The organism is Geomonas oryzae (assembly GCF_004117875.1).
Lineage (GTDB): Bacteria > Desulfobacterota > Desulfuromonadia > Geobacterales > Geobacteraceae > Geomonas > Geomonas oryzae.
Genome location: NZ_RAHW01000011.1, coordinates 23,114 through 47,657 on the forward strand (window position 1 = coordinate 23,114; position 24,544 = coordinate 47,657).

The 24,544-nt window shown below is 63.9% G+C and carries 19 protein-coding genes; 3 read left to right on the forward strand and 16 right to left on the reverse strand.

Features of this window, described 5'->3' with window-relative positions; translation table 11 throughout:
- Positions 1-36 precede the first annotated feature (36 nt).
- The 5 genes from D6Z24_RS20515 to D6Z24_RS20535 form a co-directional block, all read right to left on the reverse strand.
- The gene (locus D6Z24_RS20515; protein ID WP_129127819.1) at positions 37-741 is read right to left on the reverse strand and encodes an amino acid ABC transporter permease; all 705 of its coding nucleotides are present in this window, start codon (positions 739-741) and stop codon (positions 37-39) included.
- A 175-nt stretch (positions 742-916) separates the two neighbouring features.
- Positions 917-1,741, reverse strand: coding sequence for an ABC transporter substrate-binding protein (locus D6Z24_RS20520; RefSeq protein WP_129127820.1), 825 nt, complete (start codon positions 1,739-1,741; stop codon positions 917-919).
- A 66-nt stretch (positions 1,742-1,807) separates the two neighbouring features.
- Positions 1,808-2,542, reverse strand: a complete 735-nt coding sequence (locus D6Z24_RS20525; protein WP_129127821.1) for an amino acid ABC transporter ATP-binding protein — start codon at positions 2,540-2,542, stop codon at positions 1,808-1,810.
- 834 nt (positions 2,543-3,376) lie between these two features.
- Positions 3,377-4,825: a sigma-54-dependent transcriptional regulator gene (locus D6Z24_RS20530; protein WP_129127822.1), complete on the reverse strand. Its 1,449-nt coding sequence runs from the start codon at positions 4,823-4,825 to the stop codon at positions 3,377-3,379.
- Between the two features lie 302 nt (positions 4,826-5,127).
- A complete protein-coding gene (locus tag D6Z24_RS20535; RefSeq protein WP_246014705.1) occupies positions 5,128-6,861 on the reverse strand; it encodes a transporter substrate-binding domain-containing protein in 1,734 nt (577 codons plus the stop codon).
- 280 nt (positions 6,862-7,141) lie between these two features.
- Between D6Z24_RS20535 and D6Z24_RS20540 the strand changes: the two genes are divergently transcribed.
- Positions 7,142-7,636: a hypothetical protein gene (locus tag D6Z24_RS20540; RefSeq protein WP_129127823.1), complete on the forward strand. Its 495-nt coding sequence runs from the start codon at positions 7,142-7,144 to the stop codon at positions 7,634-7,636.
- On the opposite strand, the gene D6Z24_RS20545 is transcribed toward D6Z24_RS20540, so the two are convergent.
- Positions 7,633-7,932 (reverse strand): hypothetical protein, encoded by a 300-nt coding sequence (locus D6Z24_RS20545; RefSeq protein ID WP_129127824.1) that lies wholly within the window; start codon positions 7,930-7,932, stop codon positions 7,633-7,635. The genes D6Z24_RS20540 and D6Z24_RS20545 overlap by 4 nt on opposite strands.
- Before the next feature lie 18 nt (positions 7,933-7,950).
- The gene (locus tag D6Z24_RS20550) at positions 7,951-9,231 is read right to left on the reverse strand and encodes an NfeD family protein (RefSeq protein WP_129127825.1); all 1,281 of its coding nucleotides are present in this window, start codon (positions 9,229-9,231) and stop codon (positions 7,951-7,953) included.
- A gap of 266 nt (positions 9,232-9,497) precedes the next feature.
- On the opposite strand from D6Z24_RS20550, the gene D6Z24_RS20555 reads away from it, so the two are divergent.
- Both D6Z24_RS20555 and D6Z24_RS20560 read left to right on the forward strand, forming a co-directional pair.
- Positions 9,498-9,935: a MarR family winged helix-turn-helix transcriptional regulator gene (locus tag D6Z24_RS20555; RefSeq protein WP_129127826.1), complete on the forward strand. Its 438-nt coding sequence runs from the start codon at positions 9,498-9,500 to the stop codon at positions 9,933-9,935.
- A gap of 107 nt (positions 9,936-10,042) precedes the next feature.
- Complete coding sequence (locus D6Z24_RS20560; protein WP_129127827.1) at positions 10,043-10,639, forward strand: YceI family protein; 597 nt, start codon at positions 10,043-10,045, stop codon at positions 10,637-10,639.
- 204 nt (positions 10,640-10,843) lie between these two features.
- Here the strand turns inward: D6Z24_RS20560 and D6Z24_RS20565 are convergent, their stop codons facing one another.
- The 9 genes from D6Z24_RS20565 to D6Z24_RS20605 all read right to left on the reverse strand — a co-directional run bounded on the left by D6Z24_RS20565 (position 10,844) and on the right by D6Z24_RS20605 (position 24,524).
- Positions 10,844-13,081, reverse strand: a complete 2,238-nt coding sequence (locus D6Z24_RS20565; protein WP_129127828.1) for a PAS domain-containing hybrid sensor histidine kinase/response regulator — start codon at positions 13,079-13,081, stop codon at positions 10,844-10,846.
- A 50-nt stretch (positions 13,082-13,131) separates the two neighbouring features.
- On the reverse strand, positions 13,132-13,623 hold the full coding sequence (locus tag D6Z24_RS20570; RefSeq protein ID WP_129127829.1) for a chemotaxis protein CheW: 492 nt from the start codon (positions 13,621-13,623) through the stop codon (positions 13,132-13,134).
- A gap of 16 nt (positions 13,624-13,639) precedes the next feature.
- Positions 13,640-15,274, reverse strand: coding sequence for a methyl-accepting chemotaxis protein (locus D6Z24_RS20575; RefSeq protein ID WP_129127830.1), 1,635 nt, complete (start codon positions 15,272-15,274; stop codon positions 13,640-13,642).
- A gap of 284 nt (positions 15,275-15,558) precedes the next feature.
- A complete protein-coding gene (locus tag D6Z24_RS20580; RefSeq protein ID WP_129127831.1) occupies positions 15,559-16,926 on the reverse strand; it encodes a sigma-54-dependent transcriptional regulator in 1,368 nt (455 codons plus the stop codon).
- A gap of 78 nt (positions 16,927-17,004) precedes the next feature.
- Positions 17,005-18,081 (reverse strand): protein-glutamate methylesterase/protein-glutamine glutaminase, encoded by a 1,077-nt coding sequence (locus tag D6Z24_RS20585; RefSeq protein ID WP_246014706.1) that lies wholly within the window; start codon positions 18,079-18,081, stop codon positions 17,005-17,007.
- A gap of 4 nt (positions 18,082-18,085) precedes the next feature.
- On the reverse strand, positions 18,086-18,934 hold the full coding sequence (locus tag D6Z24_RS20590; protein ID WP_129127833.1) for a CheR family methyltransferase: 849 nt from the start codon (positions 18,932-18,934) through the stop codon (positions 18,086-18,088).
- Complete coding sequence (locus tag D6Z24_RS20595; RefSeq protein ID WP_162605162.1) at positions 18,931-21,261, reverse strand: HEAT repeat domain-containing protein; 2,331 nt, start codon at positions 21,259-21,261, stop codon at positions 18,931-18,933. The genes D6Z24_RS20590 and D6Z24_RS20595 overlap by 4 nt, the downstream gene beginning before the upstream one ends.
- Before the next feature lie 16 nt (positions 21,262-21,277).
- Positions 21,278-22,216 carry a CheR family methyltransferase gene (locus D6Z24_RS20600; protein ID WP_129127835.1) on the reverse strand — a complete coding sequence of 313 codons (939 nt, stop codon included), beginning with the start codon at positions 22,214-22,216 and terminating at the stop codon, positions 21,278-21,280.
- Between the two features lies 1 nt (position 22,217).
- Positions 22,218-24,524 (reverse strand): methyl-accepting chemotaxis protein, encoded by a 2,307-nt coding sequence (locus D6Z24_RS20605; protein WP_129127836.1) that lies wholly within the window; start codon positions 24,522-24,524, stop codon positions 22,218-22,220.
- Positions 24,525-24,544 lie beyond the last annotated feature (20 nt).

The window sequence follows — 24,544 nt, forward strand, 5'->3', positions numbered from 1 at the left end:
AAAATCTGCCGTTTTCGATCCCGAAGCGAGCGCGTCCTAGGCGCGGTGCGGGTTGAGCACCTTCTTGTTGTAGAGGTCCATGAGCGCCGTGATGACCACGGAGAGCGCCAGGTACACCACGGTGGCCGCGGTGAAGGCCTCGAACCCCTTGAAGGTGTAGCTTTCCACCTGGCGCGCCTGGTAGGTGAGTTCCATGACGCCGATGCTCATGGCGAGCGAGGAGTTCTTGGCGAGGTTCAGGAACTGGTTCACCAGGGGAGGCACGGTGATGCGCACGGCCTGCGGCAGGATGATGTACTGCATGGAGCGCAGATAGGAGAACCCGGCGCTTCTCGCCGCCTCCATCTGCTCCTTGGGAATGGAGAGGATGCCGGACCGGATGTCCTCGGCGATGAAGGCCGAGGTGTAGATGGTGAGCGCGATGGCTGCCGCCGCGAACTCGAAGTTCGTGCTGTTCAGCCAGTCGTTCACCACCGCCGGAAGCACCTTATAGGAGCCGAAGTACCAGAAGAAGATCTGGACCAGAAGCGGCGTGTTCCGGAAGAACTCGAGGTACGCGGTGGCGATCCAGCGCACGGGACGGAAGTGGCTCATCCTTAAGACCGCGATGATCAGCCCCAGGATGAAGGCGCAGACGATACCGACGGCGGAGAGCTCCAGGGTGACCTTGAGCCCGGATACCAGCCATTCGAAATACTTGCCGGAAGTGACGATGGACCAGTCAAATGAGTACTTTAGCACGTAAAACCCCTTGAAGGCAGGTTGCGGTTAAGGTCAAGTTGAGAGAAAGGCTGACAACTAAATCCCCTTCTCTCGACTAAAGCTCAGCGACAACCTGGTTTACTGTTAAACGACAGGTCAAGGTTGAGAGCCGTGTGATTTTTCTCGACCCCGACCTCAACCTTGACCTGTTTTTTTACTTGTCAGCCACGATCTTGAAGGTTCTCTTCAGCGCGAACGGGGTCCCTTTGCCGAACCACTTCTCGAAGATGCGCTTCGCTTCGCCGCTCTTCTCCATCTCGAGGATGGTCTTGTTCACGAAGGCGATGAATTTGGCGTCTTCCTTCCTCATGCCGAGGCCGTACGGCTCGTTGGAGATCTGGACGTTCGGGATCTCGAACTTCGCCTTGTTCGGGGCCTTGGCGAGGATGCCGGCCAGGATCGCCTCGTCGGTGGTCACCGCGGCGACCTTGCCCTGCTGCAGCGCGAGGAACGCCTGCGGATAGTCGTCGAAGGAGAGCACGGTGGCGGTCGGGATGGCGGTCTTCACGTTCTGCTCGGAGGTGGAACCTTTGGCGGTGCCGATCTTCTTGCCCGCGAGGTCCTTCAGGCTCTTGACCTTACCCTTCACGGTGATGAACTTCTGGCCGGTGGCGAAGTAGGTGTGGCTGAAGCCTATCTGCTTCGCGCGCTCCGGGTTCTTGGTCATGGTGGCGGCGATGATGTCGATGTTCCCTTCCATGAGTTGCGGCATGCGGGAAGCGGAGGTTACCGGCTTCAGCTCGACCTTGACGCCCAGCTTCTTGGCGATCGCCTTCACGAAGTCCACGTCGTAACCTACGATCTCGCGGCTTTTCTCATCGACATAACCAAAAGGAGGGAGGGAATCCTTAACGCCCGCCACGAGAACGCCTTTCTTCTTTACCTCGGCGAGGGTGTCGGCCGGAGCCGCGGCGATCGCCTTTCCGAAAGTCCCCATGAGCGCAGCCAGACCAATAACAACAGCAGCCAATCTTTTCACAGTGAATCTCCTTTTGATGTTCGGTATTTAACAAGCGCCTCCGGCAGGTCCGAAGACAGGCAAGTTCTAGTGCATCGGCGACAGCAGCTGCTTCAAGAACTGCTTGGCGCGGTCGTGCTGCGGGTTGCGGAAGAATTCTTCCGGCTGGGCCTCCTCGAGGATCACGCCGTGGTCCATGAAGACGACGCGGTCGGAGACCTCGCGGGCAAAGCCCATCTCGTGGGTCACACAGACCATGGTCATGCCGGAAGATGCCAGGTCCTGCATGACGGAGAGCACCTCCCCGATCATCTCGGGGTCGAGGGCGGAGGTCGGTTCGTCGAAGAGCATGATGCGCGGCTTCATGGCGAGCGCGCGTGCGATGGCGACGCGCTGCTGCTGACCGCCGGAGAGCTGGGTCGGGTAGGCGTCGCGTTTCACGGCGAGACCAACGCGCTCGAGAAGCTCCATCGCCTGCTCCTGTGCTTCCTTCTTCGAACTCTTACGGATCTTGATCGGAGCCAGCGTGATGTTGTCGATCACCGAGAGGTGCGGGTAGAGGTTGAACTGCTGGAACACGAAGCCGACCTCGGCGCGCAGCTTGTTGATATCGGTCTTCTTGCTCCTGAGGTCCATGCCGTCAACGATGAGGCCTCCCTCCTGGATGGGTTCCAGCTGGTTGATGGTGCGGATCAGGGTGGATTTGCCGGACCCCGACGGACCGCAGACAACGACCACCTCCCCCTGCTTGACGTGGAGGTCAATCCCGTTGAGCACGTGAAGCTTTTTGAACCACTTGTGGACCCCTTCAAACTTGATCATCTGCTGCTCCTTTTCTATTTGTTGCCAATCGAGTCAGTCGAAGCTGCTGCACAGGATATGGGCAGTTCCGCCTTTAACGCCCGGCGCGAACCACCGTTTCACCGCCGGCCTCGGCAGTATGCTAATGAAGCGACCTCATATATAGCAAGGGGGGTGCCAACGCGGGCGTAAACGGCTAAGAACTCGGATTAATATCCGAATACAGGACTTTGAAACGTCGCATTAGAAACAAAGGGGTATAACCGTTAGCAGAAAGACGTTTCAGAGAAAAGGGAAAGGGACCAAGAAAGGGCGGTTTAGCAGGGGTATAACAATTCTCATAGAGTTAACAAAAGTTATACCCCATGCAGACGACGGTAAGGCGGGAGGTTCATACGGTGCCGCGGCGGCCCGGGAGGGGTTGCTGAAAAAGGAGGCAAAAACAGCGCTTGCCCCTCGGCAAGGGAGAACGACACGGGGAAGGACGCTGCCTGCAAGTTAGGCAGATCGGCCGCAGCACAACGCACAGGGGCCGGCGCCAGTCCCTCTCCCTCCGGGAGAGGGTGCCCGGAGGGAGGGTGAGGGCGTTGCCACGAAAAGACCAGATTGCAGCTGCCGGTGCCCTCACCCCGCCCCTCTCCCGGGGGGAGAGGGAGGATGGACCGTCAAAAGGAAGTAATGCCACGGCCGCCAAAAGGTTGGAGGGGGCGCGAAGCGGCTCGATCCGGCTTCCCCCCTCCCGACCGCCCCCCTCCGGGGGGAGGAGAATGTGCCCCTTGCGGGTAAAGAGACGGACGCGTCAATCGTCAATCGTCAATCGTCAATCGTCAATCGTCAATCGTCAATCGTCAATCGTCAATCGTCCTTATCCCTTCCGCTTCTTTGCAGCTTGAGCCGTTTGCTCAGCGCAGGCTGGGAAATGCCGAGCATGCGGGAGGCCATGCTCTGGTTGTTGTCGGCGCGTCGCATCGCTTCGATCACCAGCTGTTCAACCGCGGAACTGAGCGTGGGGATCTCACACAGGGAGGCGAAGACGTTTTGTTCACCGCTCACGGCACCACGATCCGGCACCGTCGTCTCACCATGCTCCCCCCCTTTCACCTCCATCGCCTGCCTGAAGCTGTTCATCGAAAGCATGCGCGAGGAGTGGACGCTCATCGCGTCAAAGACCATGGAGCGCAATTCGCGCAGGTTGCCCGGGAAACCGTAGTTGGCGAGGAGGGTCAGAAGTTCCTTCGGGTAGCTCGGCACCTTCTTCCCGAAGACCTCCGCACTTTCCTTCAGGAAGTGATCGAGCAAAAGCGGGATGTCGTCCTTTCGCTCGCGCAAAGGGGGTATGTGCACGTGGTGCGCCCGCAGACGGAAATAGAGGTCCTTACGGAAGCTTCCCGCGTCCTTTTTCCGCGAGAGGTCGTGGTGCGTAGCCACCACGATGCGGGCACGCAGCTGCTTGGGCTGGTCGCTCCCAAGCGGGTAGTACTCCCCCTCCTGCAAGAGCCTCAGGAGCTTCACCTGGCAGGCAAGCGAGAGGTCGCCGATCTCGTCGAGGAAAAGGGTCCCCTCGGCGGCCTGCTCCACCATGCCGCTGCGGCTCTCGTCGGCGCCGGTGAAGGCCCCTTTCTTGTGCCCGAAAAGCGTGTCGGTGAATACGTTGTCCTCGAGCCCGGCCACGTTCACCGGGACGAGCGGCCCGTCGCCGCGGCTCAAGGTGTGCACGGCGCGTGCGATGAGCTCCTTTCCGACGCCGCTCTCGCCGGTGATCAGGATCGGCTGCGTGCTCTTCGCGACCGCCTCGATGTATTGGAAGATGGAGCGCATCGCCTTGTTGTTCGTCACAAGCGGCGCGAACGCCTCGGGGCACTCGAGCCGGTCGTTCAAAAAGCGGCGCCGCATCTCCTTGTTTTCCAGCTGCAGCTCCTGCATCCGGATCGCGCGCCGCACCGAGTCGAGGATCCGGTCCTCCTCGTCGGTCTTCACGAGGTAGTCGAAGGCGCCGAGCCTCATGCAGGAAACCGCCGTCTCGATCTGGTTCAGACCGGAGAGGATGACCACTGTCACCTCGGGGTGTTCCTCGGCGATGCGCGCCAGGAGCTCCTGCCCCGAGAGGTACGGCATGGTGAGGTCGAGGAGCACGAGGCCGATGTGCCCCTTGTCCAGCACCCCCATCACCTCGCGGCTGTCGGTGAGCGTCATGATGTTGCTGATCGCCCCCGGCCCCTCCAGGGTCATGCGCAGGCTGCGCAGCCACGGCGCCTCATCGTCAACTAAAAGCACGCCGAAGGCCGGATAAAGTGCTTCGCTCATTGCAACTCCTCGCGGAAAGAAATCGTTCCCACGCTCCAGCGTGGGAATGCAATCGGGAGACGCTCCCGCGTCTCGTACTGCGGACGCTGGAGCGTCCGGGGCTTTCGTTCCCACGGTGGACCGTAGGAACGATGCCCCACTGCAGATCCGGCTGGACCGTGCATAGGAGCCCCTCCCCCCGGAGGGGGGAGGATGGGAGGGGGGAAGCCCGACAAGACGCTGCGCGCCCCCTCCCAGCCCTCCCCCTCCAGGGGAGGGGACGTTTGCATCCGACGCGCTAAAGGCTAGCGGGAAGTCCGCCATTACCCCTCGCCCCGTCCCCTAAGCGCCGGCAGCTCCATGGTCACCGTGGTGCCGAAGCCCGGCTGCGAGTCGAAGATCAGCGTCCCGCCGTGCTGCTTCACGATCCCCGCCGAGATGGAGAGGCCGAGCCCGCACCCCCCTTCCTCGCGCTTGGTGGTGAAGAAGGGATCGGTAAGCCGCGCCAGGTGCTCCGGCTCCACCCCCCTCCCCTCGTCCCGCACGCTCAAGAGCACGAGGTCGCGGAAACGGTCGTGCCTCGTGGCGACGTGGACGCTCTTGCCGCTCCCTTGAAGCGACTGGCTCGCGTTCAAAAGCAGATTCACGATCACCTGCTCGATGCGCTGGCTGTTCCCTTTCACCGGCGGCAGCGCGTCGGAGAGGTTCACGACGATGTCGTGCGCGCTCTTCACCACGGTGTTCTCCACCAGCCGCAACGCCGCCTGGGCACACTGGTTCAGATCCACAAGCTCGGTGAGATCGGCGCTGTCGCGGCGCGCGAAATCCTTCAGCTCGGTGACGATACGCTTGATCCTCTTCGCCGCGTCCTGCGTCTCCGACAGCATGTGCGGCAACTCTTCGCGCAGCCGGTCGTAGCTGTGCCGCCCGAGCTTGAAGTCGCCGTGCCGCTCGCGGTATTCGTCGAGGATCGGCTGCGAGCCGCGGAACACCTCCTCGAACCGGGGAAGGTTCAACAGGATCAGGCCGTTCGGGTTGTTGATCTCGTGGGCGACCCCGGCGACCAGCACGCCCAGCGAGGCCATCTTGTCCGCCTGCACCAGTTGGTCCTGGTGCATCCTCAGTTTCTCCAGGGCCGCCTGCTTCTCGGCCACCTCGCGCGCGAGCTCCTCGGTGCGCTGCGCCACCTTCTTCTGCAGGGTCCGCGACCAGACCACGGTCCCCAAAAGGATGATGAGAAGCGGCGCCGCGACGAGGGTCACGTAGCGCACCACGCGCGCCCACGACACCGGCTGCGACTCCATAACGCCGAGCCACTTGTTGTGGATCTCCTGGAACTGTCCGGAGCGCTTCAGGATGGCTAGCCCCTCGTTGAAGCGGGCGAGCACCTCGGCGTTTCCCTTCTTCACCGCGTAGCCGTAGGCCTGGGTCATGATCGGCTCGGCCACCGGGATGATCCTCTTCAGCCCCAGTTCCTTCTCCAGGTACATGCCGGTCAGCCGCGAGACGAGCGCACAGTCCCCCCGCCCCTGGTTCAAAAGTCTCAGCGCCTCGGCAAGGGTGTCGGTCAGGATGAGCTTCGAGGTGGGGGCGTAACTCGTCATGAAATCATGCATGATGCTGTTCTTCATCACGATGACCTCTTTGCCGCGCACGTCCTCGATCGACCTGATCTTCCGGCTGTCACGCCTGATCCAGATGGACTGGAACAAAAGCGCGTGAGGCGTGGAGAAGTCCACCTCGTTCGTGCGCTCCTGAGAGAAGGCCATTCCCTGCAGGATGTCGACGTCCCCACGGTCCAGGGCACGGCGCATGCCGTCCCAGGGCCCCAGGGTGATCTCCACCTTGAAACCCATCACCTCGGCGATGGCCTTGGTCAATTCCACGTTGAAGCCGGTCGGCTTCCCTTCGTGATCGACAAACTCGTAGGGGGGGTAGTTGTAATCGCCGCCGACTACGACCACGCCCTTGCCTCCCCCACCGGGTCCCGCAGTGTCGGCGTGCAGCGCGGGGGCGAAACCGAGCAGCAGGAAGAGCAGCGAAGCCCAGATGGCCACGACTGCGCCGGGGCGCTTCGCACCGCCTGTGGAGGGCTTTTCCCTATGGAAGGTAAAAAAAGGCAAGGACAGGGCACCTTTACTGGGGATTAACCGGAGCGGACAATGGGAAATTAATGACATAGACCGGGCAGCGCTGTCAATCGACTTCGCCTGAAACACTGCCGGCAAAACCTCCGAAAGAGGCCGGGATAATTGCGGTCGGTCACTTGCTTTTTACGGAGTGTCGGTATTATTTTTATTGTGTGGTTCGTTGAACTTCCTACTCACAGGTGACCATATGCGGCTCTCACTATACCTCGAACACGGCGAACAGTTTTCACGGGCGGCACTCAAACTGCCGGTACAGACACCTATCGATATCGAATCGACACTGCTCAACTGCTACATCGAAGTGCTGCCGGTGGCGTCTTCTTATTACATGGGCCCTGACCACCTTCCCGGCATCGAATTCCCCCACCCCGACATCCGTGTGGTGTTCCAGCTTAAAGAACACCCGCAGGTGGTGGCGATCTACTCCATCGATGTCTTCGTCACCGACGCCATGCTGAGCCTGGTAAGCCACGCCCAGGGGCACACCCACGTGGACATCAACCGCAGGGCGGCGCACATCGAGCGCCTCGTCGCGAACAAACAAAACGGGCTCCTGGAGCTGGTCGGCTGCAGCAACACGGCCCTCATCGACCGGCTCACCCAGGCCTTCGTCCAGCTGCGCACAACGTACCTGAACGCGCTGAGCGAAGAGGGGTGCCTCCCGGTGCCTAAGCACTTCTAGCTTTCCGTCCCACAAAACAGCTCGAGGCACGGCCGGCACAGGCCGTCCTCGGGCTGCCATCCGGGAAACCTCTCCTGCACGCGCCCGACCAAGCCCGTATTTCCAGGCATGCTTTCTTCAATGACGAGTTCGTCCGCTTCCATGCCGCACACCGGACAGGTCTCGCCGTGCAGCGCCTCCCAGGTCTCCCGCAGCCCGCCGGTGAGGTTCGCCCGCTGCCGCTGCAGGCAGGGAAGCCCTAAAAGGGCGTCACCGAGCCTCACGTCCCCGGATTGCCGCCTGCTACCGCCCGCCATGGCCCCTCTCCTTCCGCCTCAACGTTTCAACTCCTCCTTTTCCACCGTGACCAGCAGGCCGCTCACCCCGACCACGCGCACCTTTTCTCCACGCAGCACCGGCTCGGCGCAGGTCGCATTCCAGTACTCCCCATGCACCACCACCTTCCCGTCCGGATCGAGGTCGGTGTCGGCCACCCCGACGGCTCCGATCATCCCCTCGACGCCGGTGATGGGAGGCTCCCGGTGCGCCTGGATCACCTTCACGATCACCACGGTGAAAAAGAGCGCGGTGATGCCGACGGTCAGTGCGATCACCTTAAGGGACAGGCGCAGGTAGGGCTCGGGAGACGGGAAGAGTATCAGAGATCCCATGACCATGGCAACCACCCCGCCCACCGCCAGCATCCCGTGGGAGACCACCTTGATCTCGGCGATGAACAGGACGATGCCGAGCAGGATGAGGGCGAATCCCGCGTAATTGACCGGCAGGGTCTGCAGGGCGAAAAAGGAGAGCAGCAGCGAAATGCCGCCGATCACCCCGGGGAGGATGACGCCCGGGTTGGAGAGTTCGAAGAAAAGCCCCAGGATCCCCAGGAGCATCAGCATGTAGGCCACGTCGGGGTTACTGATCGCGTCGAGGATGCGGTCCCGCGTCCCCATCTCGTGGTGCACCACGCGGGCGCCTAAGAGATGCAGCACGCTCTCCTTGCCGCCGCGCAAAAGGGTGCGCCCCTCCAACCGGGTGAGGAGCTCTTCCCTGCTCGGGGCGACCAGATCGATCACCTTTTCCTTGAGCGCCGCCTCGGCCGTGAGCGATATGCTCTCCCGCACCATCTTCCCGGCGAGCTGGACGTTTCTCCCCCGCTTCCCGGCGATTCCCTCCACGTAGGCCTCGGCGTCGTTCACGATCTTAGCTTCCATAACCGGATCGGGTTTGCCTGAAAGTGACACCGGGTGTGCCGCGCCGATGTTGGTGCCGGGCGCCATGGCGAGAACGTCCGCGGCAAGGCCGATGACCGCTCCGGCTGATGCGGCGCGCGCCCCGGACGGAGTGACGTAGACCACCACGGGAACCGGCGCGGCGAAGATCGCCTGCACAGCCTCACGCATGGCGAGATCGAGCCCTCCCGGGGTATCCAGCTCAACGAGGACGAGTCGCTCCCCCCGCGCAGCCGCCTGGGTCAGGTTGTCCTTCAAGAAGGAGGTGGTCACCGGGTTGATCGGCCCGCGCAGCGAGATAAGCCCGACCTGCGGCTCCTGCGCCGTTAGGCTGAACGGCAGGGCAAGCATCAACATGACCAGTAAAAACCGTTTCATCTGTGCACCTCCCGTGGAAGCCCAGGCACGGCTCCGCAATAACCGGCTCAAATTTCTTAACGCTTTCGCCTTCCTTTTTCATTGGGACACCCGCGCTATTCTTCCATTAAAAGCCGGCGTTGGCAAGTACCGCCACGCCGGTTACCCTTGCCTGACGATGACTTACCGTTTTTTCGCATACCCGTAAAAAAATAGTTTGACATTTAATCGTTTCAGTTATAGCTTTACATCATCGACAAGATGTTGAGAGCAAACGGAGAGAGATCATGAAAAAGGACGGCACTTCCAAACTCGCGTTGAACACCTACACGAAGCTGATGCGTGGCGCCGAATCCGTGACCGGAAGAGTCGGACGCAAGATGTCGGAAGCCGGTCTCACCATAAGCCAGTTCGGCGTGCTCGAGGCCCTCCTGCACAAGGGTCCCCTGTGCCAGCGCGACGTCGCGTCGAAGATACTGAAAAGCACCGGCAACATCACCCTCGTCATCGACAACCTGGAAAAGCAGGGGCTCGTCCTGCGCGAGCGTTCCCTGGAAGACCGCCGCTTCTGCACCGTCATCCTCACCCAGAAGGGACGCACGCTGATCGAGGCCACCTTCGCCGAGGTCGAGGCGGCCATCGTCGCCGAGATGGGGGTGCTGACCGATGAAGAACAACAAACCCTGGGCAGGATCTGCAAAAAACTCGGATTACGGGAGGGATGACGGGCAGGAATAAAGAGGCTTTTTTTTGAGATAATAGTTCAACATCAAAAGACAACAATTCAAACCAAACAAAAAGAAAACTCGTACAGAGAAAAAGGAGAAACGCCATGAAAAGAACCATCGCAACCATCGCCGCAGTAGCAGCTTTCGCCCTTCCCGCCCTTGCCTCCGCATCGACCTGGAACATCGACCCGGACCACTCAAACGTCGGCTTCAAGGTCCGTCACCTTATGGTAAGCAACGTGAAGGGGAGCTTCGAAAAGCACAAGGGGACCGTCGAAATCAACGACAAGGACATCACCAAGTCGAAGGTTGCCGTCACCATCGAGACCGCCTCGGTGAACACCAACGTAGCCAAGCGTGACGAGCACTTAAGAAGCGCGGACTTCTTCGACGCCGCCAAGTACCCGACCATGACCTTCGTATCGAAGAGTGTCGCCAAGGCCGGCAAGGGAAAACTCAGGGTGACCGGCGACCTGACGCTGCACGGGGTGACCAAGCAGGTGGTGCTGAACGTCGAAGGGCCGGCGAAGGAGAGCAAGGACCCGTGGGGCAACATCAGAAGCGGCGTCGTGGCTAGCACCAAGATCAACCGCAAGGACTTCGGCCTGGTCTACAACGCGGCCCTCGAGACCGGCGGCGTGGCGGTAGGCGAGGAAGTGGACATCAACCTCGAGATCGAGATGATCAAGGCGAAACAGTAATTTCAGCTTTTGAAAATCCCCCCTGCCCCCCCTTCGCCAAGGGGGGGACGTCGGGGCTCAGGCTGCGCTTAGTGAGGAGCTTCCGCCCAGCCGAGAACACTTACCCCTTCGCTGGAACATGGTTGGAAACAAAAAAGGTGCGCCCTCCCACGAGGACGCACCTTTTCTTTTATGGCCATCAAAGAGCCCGCCAGCTGCACGTTTTCAGGCGCTCGACCGCTCCTCGACCACCTCCCCCGCGCCGCCGCGCTCGCCGCTTTCGGTGAGCGGCCTCGCTTCGGCACGCAGGGCGGCGATGGTGAGCTTCAACTCCAGTCGGAAATCGGCCAGCGCCTGCGCCGACTCACCATCCCCCTTGAGTGCGCTTTCGAGCCTCTGCGCCGCCCGTTGCAGCGGCTGGGCCGCCAGTACCCCCGCGATCCCCTTCACCGAGTGGGCAAGCCGCGCCGCCTCATCCAGCCTTCCTGCGGCCACCTCCCGCTCGATCTCCTCGCCCCGGTCGCGGTACTCGAGCTCGAACTGTCTTAACAGGTCCAGGTACAGGCGCCGGTCACCGCCGGTCTGCCGCACGCCGGTCGCGAAATCCAGCCGCGGCAGCATCGGTCCGGCCGTCGACGCTTCCGCCACATCGTTTGACGCCCCCCTCGTCGGCACGGCCCCGCTGTCATCGAGCCAGACCGCGATGGCGCCGTAAAGCGTCTCGGGGGTGAATGGCTTCGCGATGTGCGCGTTCATCCCGGCGGCGAGGCTTGCCTCAACATCTCGTTCCATGGCGTTCGCGGAGATGGCAAGGATGGGAAGCGAGGCGGCTCCGGGGGTGTTGAGGGCCCGTATGTGCCGGGCCGCCGTGAGCCCGTCCATGACCGGCATCTGGATGTCCATCAACACCAGGTCGAAAGCGTTGCGCTTCACCTGCTCCACCGCATCCGCACCGTTACCGGCCACCGATACCTGCAACCCGGCCCGCTCCAAAAGCGCCAGAGCCACCTTCTGGTTGAACTGGTTATCCTCGACGAGGAGCACGCGCTGCTGCCGGAACATGGCGACCGAGGGTTCCCTGCGTTGCGGCGCCTGCCCCCTTACGCTCGCGATGCCGAACGGCAGGCGGAAGGAGAAGGTGCTCCCGAGACCGGCTATGCTTTCGCACCAGATCTCCCCCTTCATCACGGCGCAAAGGCGCCTGCATATGGCGAGACCGAGCCCGGTTCCGCCGTAGGTGCGGGTGATGGAGCCGTCGACCTGGGTGAAGGCCTGGAAGAGCTGCGCCTGCTCCTCCGCCAGCATGCCGATGCCGGAGTCGCGTACCGCGAAGAGGAGTTCCGCCGAGGCGCCGTCGCGGTTTGCGAGCCGTACCGATATACGGATGTAGCCGTGCCGGGTGAATTTGAGGGCGTTGCTCAGCAGGTTGTTGAGGATCTGGGAGAGACGCATAGGGTCGCCGATAAGCGACGGGGGGATCTCAGGGTCGAGTTCGACGGATAGATCCAGCCCCTGCTGCCGGGCCCGCGCCGAGTAGACGGAGAGGAGCTCTTCCACCACGTCGCGTACCGAAAATTCCACCCGTTCGACCTCGAGCTTGCCCGCCTCGATCTTTGAAAAGTCGAGGATATCGTTGATCACCTTCAGGAGCAGGTCCGCCGAGATCATCAGGGTCTGCAGGTAATCGCTCTGCTGCGGCGTGAGCTCGGTCCCGGACAGGAGGTGGCTTGCCCCTACGATGGCGTTCATCGGCGTGCGGATCTCGTGGCTCATGTTGGCCAGAAACTCGCTCTTCGCCGCGGAGGCGCGGTCCGCCTTCACGGCGAGTTCGTTCGCGTGCTGCACCGTCCGCAGCAGTTGGCGGTTCGCCTCCTCCTGCGCCCGGGTGCTCTGCCTGAGCGCCTCCTCGGCCTCCCTGCGCTTGGTTACGTCCCGGAAGGAGAGCACCGCGCCGCGATGCGCGCCCCCGCCAAGCGAGCTGCAACTCAAGTCGGCATGAAAGGAGGTCCCGTCCTTGCGCCACATGAGCTCGTCGAAGGAGCGCCGGCGGCTGCCGCCGAAGGCCGGGTTCATCAGGCAGTTCGTCTTGCCGCACTCGGCGCAGCGTGCGGCGCCCCCTTCGTGCAGCACCGTGCGCAGGTCCCGCCCCTCCAGCTCACCGTCGCCGTAGCCCAGGAGCTCGAGGGCGGCACGGTTGGCAAAGACCACCGTGCCGGCGCCGTCCACCGCCACCACCCCTTCCTCCACCGATTCCAGAAGGAGGCTCGCCCGTTCCCCGGCCTCCCCCTCCGGGCACTTCCGTCCCGGCGCCCAGCACCAGGCGAGGAACCACGCGAGCACGCCGCAGGAGATGAGCAGGGCGTACAGCCGCAGGTCGGGCATCCTGCTGCCGTGCGCCGCCAGCAGGACCACCGCCAGCAGGGTCCCCCCCGCCGTTATCTTAAGCCCACGTTCCACGCTCATCACGGTTCCCTCTGACTTCTTCCATCCTCACCGTCGGTGCTCTGCCGCGGCTAGGCGGCGTGCGCCTCCCAGTCCAGCTCGCTCAGCAGCAGGAGCTGCTCCGGATCGAGGACGATCAGGAGGCGTTCGCCGCGTTCGATGACGCCTGTGACGCACTGGCGCCCGCCGCCTGCGGCGACAAGCGGCGGCGGAGGCTGGAGCTGTCCCTGCGGGACCCGGATCACCTCGGAGACCGCGTCCACCCGGAACCCCACCACCTTTTCCCCCACGGTCATCACCATGATGCGCGTGTGGCTGTCGTTTTCCACGGCGCAGAGGCCGAAGCGCTCGCGCAGGGAGATGATCGGGATCACCCCGCCGCGCAGGTTGATGATGCCGTCGACGTATGACGGGGCGTTCGGGAGGCTCGTGATGACGGGAAGCCGCATGATCTCCCTGACACTCGCCACCTCCACCGCGAACCCTTCGCCCCCGACGTGAAAGGTGACCAATTGGAGCAGCTGCTGCGCATCACCCCTTACTATCTGAAGATCGTTTGCCATGACCGTTCTCCTTTTCCTAGGCCGCGAGCTTGAAGCGGCTCACCAGTTGCTGCAGTTCCTCGGCCTGCCGGGCGAGTTGCGCCGCCGCCATCGCCGTCTCTTCGGCGCCGCGCGCCGTGTGGTGCACTACGTCCGTGATCTGCTGGATGTTGCTGGTCACCTCGGTGGTGGTTGCGGTCTGCTCTTCCGCCGCGGTCGCGATCTGGCTCACCTGCATGGAAACCTCGCTGATGCACCTGAGGATATCTTCCAGGGCCTCTCCGGAGCGCTGCGACGACACCGCCCCCTTCTCGGCCTCCTGCACCCCCTCGTCCATGGCACGCACCGCCTCGCGCGTCTCGCCCTGGATCGCCTTGATCATGGCGCCGATCTCCTTGGTCGCCTTGCTGGTGCGCTCGGCGAGCGCCCGGACCTCGTCGGCCACCACCGCGAAACCGCGCCCCTGCTCGCCGGCCCTGGCCGCCTCGATGGCGGCGTTTAGCGCCAGCAGGTTCGTCTGGTCGGCGATGTCCTCGATGGTCCCGACGATGTCCCCTATCTCTTCGGAGCGAACCCCCAGTGCCTCGACGGTCTTCGAGGTGTTGCGCACACGGGCTGCGATCTCGCCCATGCCGACGATGGTTTCCTGCACCACCTTGGCGCCCCCCTGGGCCGACTCGGTCGACTGACGCGACGCCTCGGCGGCCAGCACGCAATTGCGGGCGATGTCCGCGCTCGTCGCCGCCATCTCCTCGCTGCCGGTCGCCACGGTGCCGGTCTGCGAGGCGACCTCTTCGGCGCCGGTGGCGATCTGTGCCGAAGTTCCCTGCAGCTGCGTCGAGGCGGAGGCTATGCTGCTCGAGATGTGCACCGTCTGGGAAACCAGTTCCCTCAAGTTCGCCACCATGTGCCCCATGGCCGCCTGAAGTTGCCCGGTCTCGTCCTTGGAATCGACCACCACCTCGACGGTGAGGTCCCCCTCGGCGAGCCGGTTCGCCACCTTGACCGCCTTGTCCAGGGGGCGGGTGATCATGCGGGTGATCGTGACACCCAGGACCAGAGCGAGGATAAGCCCCAGGACCAGCAGCGCACCGATGGTGCGGCCGGCTGCCACGGCGGCTAGTTCGTTGTTGTGCGCCGTCACTTTCCCCTGCTCCTCCTTGACCGACATCATCTTGTCGAGGAGCGCCTGCTGATCGAGGGCGGCCTGCTTCGCCACGCCGTGCAGGATCTCCCTGGCCTCCGCCTTTTGGCCCGACTCGTCCAGGGCGAGGATCTTGTCGACGTACCCCAGGTAGCTCACCCGGGCCTTGCTGAAGTCGGCAAAGAGACGGCGCCCATCCTCACTACCGATGCTCTTCTCGTACTGGCCGGCCAGATCGGTTATCTTCCGGCGCAGGCTCACCACGGTGTCGACGTAGAGTTTTCGCTGTGCCGGGTCGGTCGCCTCGACCGCATCCCGCACGTTGATCCTTACCCGCTGGAAGCTGACCGACATCCCGGCCAGCTGCCCGAGCGGGACGGTCACTCTCTCGTAGGTCCTTTTCCCTTCCGCGTTGAGGTTGTTGGTCACCCTTATCCCGATGAAGCCGATCACCGCCGCTATGACCGCAACGCAGGCGAACCCGGCCGCCAGCTTCGTTCCTACCTTGAGATCCCTTATCGTTCTCATTGTGAATCCTCCCTTGACTGCTTAGTGGCCGCGAAGCCTTGAAGGCTGCCTCTCCGGCCGGTCGGTTTGCCCCTGTTCCCTGCGGAACAGTGCGGCGTCTGTACTGCAGTAAGTAGCACGACTGGTGCCAAGAATGTTTTTTCGTGTTTTCGAGGACTTACCTCAAGAAGAGGAGCACCGGAGTGTCCCCCGAAGGGACACCCTGTACGGATTGGGGACGGGAATATGACAAGGCGCTAGAGCTGGGGAGGGACGGCGACGGCATTGCTGCGGACCGAGTCCCGTCAGGAGCGGTAGAAGGCCTTGCGGTTCACCTTGAGAAGCTGTGCCGCTTTCGACTTGTTGCCGCCGCAGCGCTGCAGGGTGACGTCGAGGATCTGCTCGGTGAGGGCATCGAGAGAGAGCTGGTCCGGTGGAAGCGAGAGGTGGTAGCTGACACGGTCTCCCTCCGCTGCCGGTTCCGCGGCCCCGGGGGAGGCACCGGCCAGGGCCAGGTGCGCGGGACGGATCAGTTCGTTGTCGGTGAGGATCGCCGCCCGCTCAAGGCAGTTGCGCAGTTCGCGCACGTTTCCCGGCCAGCGGTAGTTGAGCATCACCTCCATAGCCTGCGGCGAGATCCCAGGCAAAGGCTTCCCCAGGTGCTGGCGCAGCTGTTCGAGGATGTGGTCGCACAGGATCGGGATGTCGTCCTTTCTTTCGCAAAGAGGCGGAATGGTGAGCGGGAAGACGTTGATACGGTGGTACAGGTCCTCACGGAAGCGGCCGGCGGCGACCAGTTCGGCGAGACTTCTGTTGGTGGCGACGATGACGCGGCAGGAAACGGGGATGGGGGTGTTGCTGCCGATCTTCTCGAAGACGCGCTCCTGCAGGACGCGCAGAAGCTTCGCCTGCAGTGCGAGCGGCATGTCGCCGATCTCATCTAAGAGGATGGTTCCCTTGCGGGCGAGGCTGAACTTCCCCTCGCGGTCCCGGTCCGCTCCGGTGAAGGCGCCGCGCACGTGTCCGAAGAGCTCGCTCTCCATCAGGTGCTCGGGAATTGCCGCGCAGTTCACCGCCACGAACTCGGCGGGAAGCCCCTTCCCCGCGAAGTGGATGGCGCGCGCCAGCACCTCTTTGCCCGAACCGCTCTCGCCGTAGATCGCCACCGTGGTCTGTCGCGCCGCCGCGACGCGCGCGGCGAGTTCCAGCACCTGCTTCATGGCGGCATTCACGGTGACGACGCTCTGGAAGGTGTACCGGTCCGAGAGCAGCCCCTTGATCTGCTCGTTTTCCCGGACGATGTGCTGGTAATCGATGGCGCGCTTGATGGTGATGCGCAGGTCGTCGGGCTGGTAGGGTTTTTCCAGGTAGTCGTAGGCGCCGCGCCGCATCGCCTCCACGGCGCTCTCGACGCTGCCGTGGGCCGTGATGACGATGATGGGAGGGGCCGCTTTGCGCTTTTGCACCTCCTCGATCAGGGCGAGCCCGTCCATCCTCGGCATGACCAGGTCGGAGAGGATCAGGTCGATCGGCTGCTGGTCCAGCAGCTCCAGCGCCTGCAGGCCGTCAACCGCGGTGTGGACGGTATAGCCTATGTCGCGCAGCTGCTTTTCCAGTAGGAAACGGAAGACCGGTTCATCGTCGACGGCGAGTATTCTGGTGGTGTTGGGCATGTGGCGTTGGCTCCCGAGTGCGGATGTCTTTACCCTTATCGGCAGCCGGCCGGGAAATTTAAGCTCCTGCCCCTTTAATTACGAACGCTTTGCCCGTGCCGTCCCCTGGACCATGCCCGCTATGGTATCGGCGACCTGGTAGAGCGGGACCGCGGCGTCGACGCAGACCGTTTCCGCCACCGCCTTCGGCATCCCGTAGACTATCGCGGTCTCCTCCGACTCGACGACGACCCGCCCCCCGACCTTTTTGATGGCGCGGGCGCCGGCCGCCCCGTCCTTGCCCATGCCGGTCAGGACGACCCCCAGGGAGCGGCTGCCGCAGACCTCGGCAGCCGACTCGAAGAGCGCGTCGACGGACGGGCAATGCAGGTGTCCTCCGGACTCCGGATCGAGCCATACCTGGAGGGCGCCCTCCTTGCGCCGAAGCCGCATGTGCCAGCCGGCCGGCGCGACGTAGACGTTGCCCGCGAGCACCGTCTCCCCGTCGCTCGCCTCCCGCACCGTGAGGGTGCTGCAACGGTCCAACCGCGCGGCGAGCGAGGTGGTGAACCCCGGCGGCATGTGCTGGACGATGAGGATCGGGCAGGGTGTGGGCTCGAGCCGGCTCAAGACCTGTTGCAGTGCCGGGGGGCCGCCGGTCGAGGTCCCGATGACCACGACGTCGGTCCCTGCGCTGCGCGCTTTACCCGGCGAGGCGGGCGCGGCTTCCCGCTTGCGCGCAGCACCGTGCAGCTTTTCCAGGTCGACGCAGGCCGCCACCTTGATCTTGCCGGCCAGCTCCCTCGCCAGGGCGCCGATGTCCATGGCGCCCCCCGCCGAGCTCTTGTCGATGAAGTCCACCGCCCCGATCTCCAGCGCTTTGAGGGTCTTCTCCCCCCCCTTGCCGGTCAGGCTGCTGAACATGATCACAGGCGCGGGGCACTCGTTCATGATCGCTTCCAGCGCGGAAAGGCCGTCAAGGACCGGCATCTGCACGTCGAGGGTGATCACGTCCGGGCGCAGGCACCTCGCCAGTTCCACCGCCCTCTCGCCGTTGGCCGCGACACCGACCACCTCGATCTCCGGGCTCTCCTCGAACATCCGCATGATGGCGCGCCGCACGAAGGCGGAGTCATCGACCACCAGCACCCTTATTTTCCCGTTCAAGTCCCCCAAAGCGTCACGTCCTTTTCTGATAGATGATGGCACCCGGAAAACGAAGCGGCACATAGGAGGCGCCCGTCCTGGAAAGGGATTCCGAATGCCCGAGGAACAGGTAATCTCCGGACGCCTGCAGCGCCGTGAAGTTGTCCACCACCCGTTTGACGGTTTCCTCCGCGAAATAGATCAGGACGTTGCGGCACAGGATGACGTCGAAGCGCTCCCCGGCCAGCCGCTCCCTAAGGTCGAGCAGGTTCCCTTCCGCGAAGCAGGTCCATTTCCGCAGGATCGGCCTGACGGCGAGTTTGTCCCCATGGGGGGTCAGGTACCTGCGCACGAGCTCCGGGTCGGCGGCCCAGAAGGCCCGCTGGGCGTAGAGCCCCTGCCGCGCCGCGTCGAGGACCCGCGTGTCGATATCGACGCCGGTGATGCGCACGTCCCAGTCCCAGGAGAAACACCCCGACTCCAAAAGAAGCATCGCCAGGGTGTAGACCTCCTCGCCGCTCGAGCAGCCGGCGGAGAGGATGCGGATGGCGCGCTCGCCCCGGGCCGTCTTCCTCTCCTTGAGCGCCGGCAGCACCTCCTGCGCGAGGACCGACAACTGGGCCGCTTCCCGATAGAAGTAGGTCTCGTTGTTGGTGAGCAGCGGAACCAGGCGCTGCCACTCGGCCTCTCTTCCCGGCGAGAACTTCAGGTAGCAGTAGTACTCGGTGAAGCTTTTCAGCCGCAGCTCTTCCAGCCGCGGCCAAAGCTTCGCCGCCAGGTTCCTCCGGCTACCCTCCTCCAGCACGAGCCCCAGGGATTCGGCCACATGCTCCTTGAACAGCCTGAACTCCTCAGCCTGCATGGCGGTCTTCTCCGCCGTCATCCGAGCAATTCCCGCTGTGCGAAACTCATCAGGGCCAATTCCGCCCTCGCCCGCACTTCGGCGCTCTGATCCTCCTTTCTCACCTGGATCAGCCGCTTCAAGGGGAGGGTGTCGTAGCAGTGGCACATCGCGTCGATGCAGGCGAGCCTGACGATCTCGCTTTCGTCGTCGAGCAGTTCCAGGAGCGGCTCCACGCTCTTGCCGTCGGCTATCTTGCCGATGACGTCGATGACCCGCTCGCGCAGCTCCGCGCCGTCGTTCTTCTTCATGAGACGATGCAGCCAGGGGAGCCCGCCGCGCCCGAACGCCACGAGCGCCTCGAAGGCGTCTTTCCCCACCTCCGGGTCCTCAAGCAGCGCAACCAGTTCCGGGACGGAGACGGGGTTGCGCAGCTCCCCGAGGACCGTGATGGCGTGCTTGCGCACCATGGCATCGGCATCGTTCACCCCCTTGAGCAGCAAAGGGAGCTCGCGACCGCCGCCGATCTTGCCCAGGACGCGCAGGGCCGCGATGCGCACGCTCCAGTGGGGGTCGCCTACCGCGTCCTCCACCGCCTTGAGCGAGTCCCGGTCGGCCAGCTCGCCCAGGGTATAGACCGCCAGGCGCCTGATGTCGGGATCATCATGCTGCAGGTAACGCCCGGTGACCAGATCGGACGCCTCCCGGTAGGCCAGTTTGCCCAGGGTTTCCACGATGGCGTACTCCAACTGACGCGACACGCCCCGGGAAAGGTACTCCACCAGGAAGGCGCCCGCCTCACGCGCCCCGATGTCGCCCAAGGCCCGGATCACGCAGTAGTCGAGATCCTCGCGTCCGCTCCCCAAAAGTGCCAGGAGCTCATCCACGAGCATCGGCTCCCCCAGTTCCGCCGCGGCCAGGACCGCAGCCTCGCGCACCAGCTCCTCCGGATCGCACAGCGCGCGGCACAAAAGCGGCACGGCCTGCAATACCCGCTGTTTCCCTATGGAACGCGCGAGCTCCCCCCGCACTTCGGCATCGTCGTCGAGGCTTAGCAGGCGCAGGTTCTCGATGCCCCCCCCCTTGTCGAGGCACCCAAGGAGCATGGCGGCGCGGCGGCGCGACTGCGGCTCGGGAGAATGCGCGAGCTTCGCGAAAAGATCCAGCACGGGACCTACGCGATGGTGCGCCATGGCGAGGGCCGCCCGGCGCGCCAGTGCATCGCTCCCCTTTGCCAGCAGGAGTTGCAGCTGCGGCAGGAACGACTCATCCGGGAAGGATTGCAGCGTCTCCAACACCTCGAGTTGTCCCTGCTCGTCCTCCTTGGCGAGCAGGCGCGCCAGTTCTCCGGGGTGGCAGGGAAGGCCGAGCGAGCGCAACGCGCGCAGCGCGACCAGTCGGACGGCGGCGCTGTCATGATCAAGCGCCGCCAGCAGCTCCCCCTCGGCCCGCCTCCCGATGGCGAGGACCGCGTTCTCCACGACCTCGTGGTTGCGCTCGTCGGCAAGCAGCGTGAAGAGTCCCTCCAGGGCCGAGAGTTCCCCCATCCACCCAAGCAGCATCGCAGCCGCCTGCGACGCTTGCAGATCATCCTGTTCCCGGAGCATCGACTTCAGCCGTTCCACCCCGCGCGGGGAGACCAGCCGGAGCAGCCGTTCCTCCCGGGTCCCCACCTCGATGCGGTTTTTGTAGCTCTCCAGCTCGTTCAGGATGTTGATGATGGAGACCATGGCGCACGCCACGCTGCGCGCCAACTCCTGTTCCACGAAGGGAAGGATGCCGGCCAGGGCGTAGAGTGCGCGTTGGTCGCCGACCTTCCCCAGGGCCTCGACCACCGCGCCGCGCAGCATTTCGTCGCCGAGCAGCGGCAAGAGGTGGGGGACGGCGCGATAGTCTCTGAGTTCACCGATGGCGCAGACGGCGGGATACTGCAGCCAGAAATCCCCCTTCAACAGTTCCAATAGCGGCACGAGCGCGCTGCGGTCGCCGATCTTGCCCAGCGCCTCGGCCGCCGAATGACTCACGTTGCTGTCGGGGTCGGTGAGCGCCGCGATCAGGTCTTTCACCGCGTCGCGGCTGCCGATGTCGCCCAACATGACCGCGCTGAAGTTGCGGATCTCCTCATCGCCGTCGGAAAGAAGCCGGCTAAGGCACGGCACCGCCTCCCCGCCGAACTTGACCAGCACCTCCATGGCGCCGTTTCTCAGGTCGGCGTTGTCGTTGTCGCGCACCGCCGCTTCCAGCGCGGGATAGATCCCTTCCAGGCCGCGGCCGATGATGATGTCCAGCGCCTCGCTCTTGCGCCCGCGCTCGCCGTCACCGACGAACGCGAGGAGCTCCGATAGCGAACGTTCCTGCAAGCGGGTCAATTCCTCTCCAACGGGCTCATAAGGATGAAGCATGTTCTATGTTCTCCACTTTGCGGTACACGAGACAGCCGGCTTTGGGGACCGCGACGAGGTCGTGGTCGAAAAGGTGCAGGGGCTCGGCGTCGCCGGTGAAAAGGTGCCCTCCCGGCGCCAGCAGCCGGGAGAGGGTTTCCACGAGGAGCTGCTGGCAGGCGGGCGAGAAGTAGATCATCACGTTGCGGCAGAAGACGAGGTCGAACTCCCCCCAGCCTGCATCGATCCCGGCGGGAAGCTCCCCCTTCATGAGGTCGTTCAGGTTGAGCGGGATGACCCGCACGAGCGACTTGAGTTCCTCCCCCACGAAGGCCCCGCCGGCCGTGGCGGTGAAGTACTTACGGATCAGTTGGGGCGGGATGTTGTGCAGCCGCTCGATCTCGTAGAACCCCTCCCGCGCGGCGTTGAGGCAGCTCTTGCTGATGTCGCCGGCGACGACCTCGATGTCCCAGGCCCTGGGATAACGCAGCCCCTCCAAAAGGGTCATCGCGACCGAGTAGGGTTCCTCGCCGGTGGAACAGCCGGCGCAGAGGATGCGCAGCTTCATGATCCCCTGCCCCCCCTCCCCGCTCCCCCCCCACGAGCGCATCATCTCCCGCCCCCGGACAAGCTCCAGTTCCGGCAGCACCACCTGGCGCAGGTGGGTGAACTGGTCCGGGTTTCGGAAGAAGAAGGTCTCGTTGATGGTCAAGAGGTCGAGCAGGGTGGCGTACTCGCCGGGGGTCCGCTCCAGGTGGTCCAGGTAGCCGCAGCAGTCGGCAAACCCGAGCTGCGCGAGCCTGCTTTCCACACGCTGCCGGAACAGGGAGAGCTTGCGGGGGGCGAAGTAGAGCCTGCTCAGCTGGAAGACCCGCTCCCTGATCCGGTCCAGACAGGGGTCGGGGAGCTCGTCCCCGTATGCCCGGCTTGCCGCCGTTTCCATGTCAGGCCACCTTGAAGGTCCCCACCAGGGCCGTCATTTCCTCGGCCTGCTGGGTGAGGTTCTGGGCCGCACGCGAGAGCTGCTCGACGGCGGAGAGGTTCTCCCGGGTGATGTCGCTTATGTTGTCCATGGCGACCACCACCATCTCGCCCCCCTTCTTCTGCTCGGCGGTGGCGTTGGCCACCGCCTGGGTCATGGCGGTCATGCTGTTCACCGCGGAGACGATCTGGCGCGCGGAGAGGGACTGTTCGCGGGTGGCGACGGTCACCTGGCTCGTCACCTGGTTCATGTTCTCGACCGCGATGCGGATCTGGCGGCTCCCGAGCGCCTGCTCCTTGGCCGAGCCGGTCACCTCCTGGGTCAACTGGTTCATCCGCTCCACGGCGATGCGGATCTGCCTGCCGCCGGTCGCCTGCTCGCGGGCGGCGTTGGCCACCACGTCGGAGGCCCCGCTCATCTGCTCCACCGCGCGCATCACCTGGTTGGAGGCGTTGGACTGCTCGGCGGTCATGCGGGCGATGTCGGACATGAGGGTGCTGGTGCGGTCGATGCTGGTGACGATGTTATCAAGCGCGGTGCCCGCAAGCGTGATGAGCTCCATGGAGTTCTTCGCCTCCTGCGAGGCGACCTCGCCGAACTTCACCGACTCGCCGGTATCCGCCTGCACCTGGCGGATCACCATGGCGATCTCCTTGGTGGCCGACATGCTCCGCTCGGCGAGTTTTCTCACCTCGTCGGCCACCACGGCGAAGCCGCGCCCGGCGTCGCCGGCGCGCGCCGCCTCGATGGCGGCGTTCAGCGCGAGGAGGTTGGTCTGGTCGGCGATCTCGCCGATCACCTTGACGATGTTGCCGATCTCCTCGGAGCGACGCCCGAGGTTCAGGATGGAGTCGGAGGTCTTCTCGATCACCTGGGCCACGCGCCCCATGGCGGCGACCGCCTGCTGCCCGGCCTCGAGGCCCGCCTCACCCTCCTTGGCCGCCCCCTTGGCCACGCGGTCCGCCTCCTCCACGTTCTTCGCCACCTGGCGGATCGATGCGGCCATCTCCTCGATGGTTGCGGAGGAGTCGGCCATCACCTTCTGCAGCTCCTGGGAGTTGCCGGCCACCTGGTCGATGGAGACGGTGATCTGCTCGATGGTGGCCGAGGTTTCGGCGACCGAGGACATGAGCTCTTCGGCGTTTTGCGCCACGTTCTCGATGGATATGGTCATCTGCTCGATGGTGGCCGAGGTCTCGGCGACCGCGCTCGCCATCACGTCGGCGCTCTTCGCCACCTGCTCGCTGGAGGCGCCGAGCTCCTCGATGGAGGAGGAGACCTCATCCGCGTTGGCGGCGAGGGAATCGGCGTTGCCGGCCACGGTCTGGATGGAGGCGGCCATCTGCACCATGGTGGCCGAGGTTTCCTCGGTGGCCGAGGCCTGGCCGTGGGCGGACTTGGTGAGCTGCTGGGTGTTGGCCGAGATCTGCCCGGCGGCCGAGGCGACCTCGCCCGAGGTGCCGCGGATCTTGCCGATCATGGCCAGAAGGCTCTGCACCATGGTCTGCATGGCGGCCAAAAGCTCGCCCACCTCGTCCTTCGAGTTCACCACTACCGCCACGGTGAGGTCGCCCCTTGCCACGGTCTTCGCCACCTCGACCGCCGCGTTGATCGGCACGGTGATGCTGCGGGTGATCAAAAAGCTCACCAGGATCCCCACGATGAGGCTCACCAGGATGCTCGCCACCACCAGGAGCGACACGTGCCGGGCGAGGTCGTTCATGACCTTCTCCTTGCTGTCCATGCGCTGGTTGCTCTCGTCGGCGATATCCTTGGAGACCTCCTCGAACTTGTGGATCCCCGCCTTGTACGGATCGATGGCCGCGTTCGCCTGTGCCGGGCTCTTGATGCGCCCCGACTCGATCCCCTGGTAGATCTTGTTGAAACCGGCCTCGTAGGCGGCGAGTTCCTCCCGCATCGCCTTGATTTCGTCCTTTTCCTTCTGCAGCACCACGATCTTCTCGAGGTCCTTCAGGCGGTTCAAGAGGTGGTCGCGCTGCTCGCTCCACTTGCCGAGGTACTCCTTCTCCTTGCCCCGGTCACCGATGTTCAGGTAGAGGTCCTTCTCGTAGCGCCGCATCCCCACCACGTTGGCCCGCGCCCTCGAGGCGTGTTCCGAGATGCTGGCGTCCCCCTGGAGCATGGCGATGGTGGTCTGGGTGCTCTCCCTCACCCCCCAGTAGCCGGTACCGCCGACGGCGATGACGATGAGCAGCATGATGCCGAAACCAAGGCCGAGCCGGCCCCCTATGCGAACGTTCTTTAACATCTCCTTCTCCTTTACTGGTA